This is a genomic window from Mycobacterium sp. 1245499.0, from assembly GCF_001673615.1.
Lineage (GTDB): Bacteria > Actinomycetota > Actinomycetes > Mycobacteriales > Mycobacteriaceae > Mycobacterium > Mycobacterium europaeum_A.
Map to the genome: position 1 here is coordinate 1 of NZ_LZMG01000012.1, position 3,097 is coordinate 3,097.

The window sequence follows — 3,097 nt, forward strand, 5'->3', positions numbered from 1 at the left end:
CCGGCCGGTGCGCCGCGACCGGTCGGTCGAGCCACAGCCGATGCACGGCGAACGGCGGCGCGCTGCGCAGCCGCGAGATCTGGGTGCGCCAGGCCTCGGTGCCCAGATCCGGGGACGCCGCGACGATCCGCTGTAAACCCGCGACGTCGGTGGCCAATACGACGGCGTCGACCTCGCAGTGGTCATCGGAATCAGTGTGCACCCGAAAAGACTTCGCCGGTGCGGTCTCGATGCGCAGCACCTTGGTGGCGAGCCGGAACCGCGCGCCGCGACCCTCGAGGTAGCCGCGCAACGGCTCCCACAGGGCGCTGTCGTAGTTCGCCGACGGCACGTCGAAGATCAGGCCCTCGGACGATCCGAGGAAGTAGATGTGAAACATGGTCGCCAGCTCGGCCGCGGAGAGCTGGGAGGGATCGGCGAAGAAGCTGCGGGAGAACACCTCGAACGCCAGATGCCTTGCGGCCTCGGGGAATCGGATGTCGGAGAGAAACGTCGCGGCGTCGGTGTGGTCCAGGCGCTGGTAGGTGCCGGGCACCGATACGGCGGCCAGCGGTGCGGCCGCGCGGGCGTCGATGCGGGTGAAGTCTCGCAGCCGGAACGTCGGGCTGCGTGCGGCGAACACCACGGCGTTCCACGGCGGGGTGCGCGGCAGCCCGCGGAAGGTGTCGCGCCGTCCGGCGCCGTCGATCAGCGGGTAATCCGCGACGGGAGTGAGCATCCGCAGTTGCGGGTCGATCCGGCTCAGCAGGGCGCGCAGGTTGTAGTACTGCCGGAAGAACGCGTGGAAGCCGCGGTTCATCGCGAGCTTGGCGCCGCCGTCGCGCTCGGTCCAGCCCCCCACCCGGCCGCCCAGGTAGCGCTCGCTTTCGATGACCTCGACGACGACGCCGCGCTCGGCCAGCCCGGTGGCGGCGCTCAGGCCGGCGATCCCGCCGCCGACGACGGCCACCCGGGGGCGCTCGGGCAGCGCACCGGCGTCCGGCAATCCCGTTGGTGCGGCGAAGGTTCGGCGCCGCCGGTCGGCGGTCATCGCGGCGCGTCCGCCAGGAAGGTGTGCACGATGTTGGTCTCCCAACCGGGCATCGTCTCGCTGTGCACGGCGGTGAAGCCGGCGTCGGCGAGGCGGGTCTCGAACCGCGCGGCGCCGTCGAAATCCAATACGCTGCGCCACAGGTAGCGATACAGCCCGGCGTCCCGGGTGCGCCACCACCCGGCGGGAATGATGATGGCCCAGCACACGGCGTGCCAGATGCGGGTCGCGGCGGGGGAGTCGCGCACCGAGTATTCGTGCACCGCCAGGGTGCCGCCCGGACGCAACAGCTCGCGGAACCTGCGCAGCTGTGCGTCCCGGTCGGCGACGTTGCGGATCAGATAGGCGGCCAGGATGCCGTCGAACGGTCCGGTGATCCCGTGCTCGGCCAGCTCTTCGACCGGCGTGTGCACGAAGCGCACCGAGGCGGGCCACTGTTTGGCGCGCGCCGCGTCGAGCATTCCGCGCGAGGCGTCGACGGCGACAATGTCGGCCTCCGGTGCGACGGCGAGCAGCGCGGCCGTCGAGGCGCCCGTGCCGCAGCCGGCATCGAGCAACCGTAACCCGTTGCCGCGGTTCGGGATTCGCATTCGGCGCGCCGACAAGGTCAGCTGCGCGTGGTAACCGGGGCTGGCCCCGACCAGCCGGTCGTAAGCCGGCGCGCCCGCGTCGAACGCGGCCGCCAGGTCGGCGGGCGCGGGACCAGCATCACCGACGCGCACGTTGCCGCTCCCACAGCAGCAGCACCGCGGTGACCAACGCGAAGCCGAACAGAAAGTCTTCGACCGGGATGTCGAATGGGAAGCGCAGGCCGCTCAGCTGCCGATCGTCGTAGCTGACGACGGGGGAGCTGAGTTTCGTCAGCCAGCCGTCCACCGGGATCTGGAATCCCAGCACGATCAGCATCGACAGCCAGTACGCCGCACGCCGGAAGAGTCCGGTGCGCAGCACCGCCAATTCCAGTGCGCAGACCAGCAATACCGCCAGCGCGGCCGGCAGCGTGTAGCCCAGGCCCGTCATCGGCGGTGCACCTTGTCCAGGATGGTGGTCACGGCGTTGTAGGTCAGCAACGCGCAGACCGGAATGACGAGGAAGAACAGCACCTCTTCGATCGGCACCCGGACCGGGATGCCCAGGCCACACAGATAGGCGCGGTCGTAAGTCCACACGTGCGCGGCGACGGCGATCTCATCCCAGATCAAGAACACCGCGGCCACCGGCACGATCGCCTTGAGGGCCCGTCGCCACTGGCGGTAGACGCCGGGGCCGAAGATCTCCAGCGGCGCGGTGATCACCAGGCATGCGGCCAGCACCGCCAGGTATTGCCACCGATCGCTCATGCGGCCCCCGATTGACGAACGCCCCGCGCGCCGTTGCGCGCCCGCCACGACCGTATCAGTCCCGCACCGGCGACCCGAAGCCGTCGCGTCGTGCCGACGGTGGCCCGGTGATCGAACACCGCGAAGTCGCTTCTTTCGATGCAGTCCAGGATCTCCGAGTACAGCGCCGCCGCGGTCGCCACGCACGGTCGCGAGCGGCGGGCGAGCGTGGCGATCCCGTCGGCGGCGAATCGATAAGTCTGCCTGGCGATTTCGTGCTGGGCGACCAGAGCACGGCGCACCCGCGGATCGGTGCGGCGGTGGGTGTGACACCACGTCAACAACTCCCGGTCGACGCCGTCGGCGGCGAGTTCGTCGGCCGGCAGGTAGACCCGGCCGCGCTGCAGGTCCTCGTCGACGTCACGCAGGAAATTGGTGAGCTGGAACGCGCGGCCCAGCGCCGCGGCGTACGGCGCCGCCTCCTGCACGGGCGTCACCGTGCCCAGTATCGGAAGCACTTGCAGCCCAATGGCTTCCGCCGAGCCGCGCATGTAGCGGTTGAGGGCCTTGCGGTCCGGATAGTCGGTGACCGTGAGGTCCATCCGCATCGACGCCAAGAAGTCCTCGAACAGCTCCGCGCTGATCCGGTAGCGCCGCACGGTGTCGGTCACGGCGGCGACCAGCGGATCGTCGCGGTGCGCATCGCCGGAGAAGAATCGCTGCGACAGCTGCGCCAGCCGGCGACCGC

The 3,097-nt window shown here is 70.3% G+C and carries 5 protein-coding genes; all 5 read right to left on the reverse strand.

Annotation, left to right across the window (positions count from 1 at the left end):
- Nucleotides 1–1,030: FAD-dependent oxidoreductase (locus A5646_RS00505; protein WP_067019066.1), on the reverse strand; the 1,030-nt coding region annotated here is incomplete at its 3' end.
- Nucleotides 1,027–1,752: a class I SAM-dependent methyltransferase gene (locus A5646_RS00510; RefSeq protein ID WP_067019070.1), complete on the reverse strand. Its 726-nt coding sequence runs from the start codon at nt 1,750–1,752 to the stop codon at nt 1,027–1,029. The genes A5646_RS00505 and A5646_RS00510, both read right to left, overlap by 4 nt.
- Nucleotides 1,739–2,050, reverse strand: coding sequence for a lycopene cyclase domain-containing protein (locus A5646_RS00515; protein WP_066862194.1), 312 nt, complete (start codon nt 2,048–2,050; stop codon nt 1,739–1,741). Before A5646_RS00515 ends, A5646_RS00510 begins: the two co-directional genes overlap by 14 nt.
- Nucleotides 2,047–2,370, reverse strand: coding sequence for a lycopene cyclase domain-containing protein (locus A5646_RS00520; RefSeq protein ID WP_066862191.1), 324 nt, complete (start codon nt 2,368–2,370; stop codon nt 2,047–2,049). The genes A5646_RS00515 and A5646_RS00520 overlap by 4 nt, the downstream gene beginning before the upstream one ends.
- On the reverse strand, nt 2,367–3,097 hold a 731-nt coding region (locus A5646_RS00525), incomplete at its 5' end, for a phytoene/squalene synthase family protein (protein ID WP_067019074.1). The genes A5646_RS00520 and A5646_RS00525, both read right to left, overlap by 4 nt.

Excerpts from the sequence above, each read along its gene's own strand:
- A5646_RS00515 (WP_066862194.1), bottom strand. The coding sequence starts at position 2,050 with ATGACGGGCCTGGGCTACACGCTGCCGGCCGCGCTGGCGGTATTGCTG.
- A5646_RS00520 (WP_066862191.1), bottom strand. The coding sequence starts at position 2,370 with ATGAGCGATCGGTGGCAATACCTGGCGGTGCTGGCCGCATGCCTGGTG.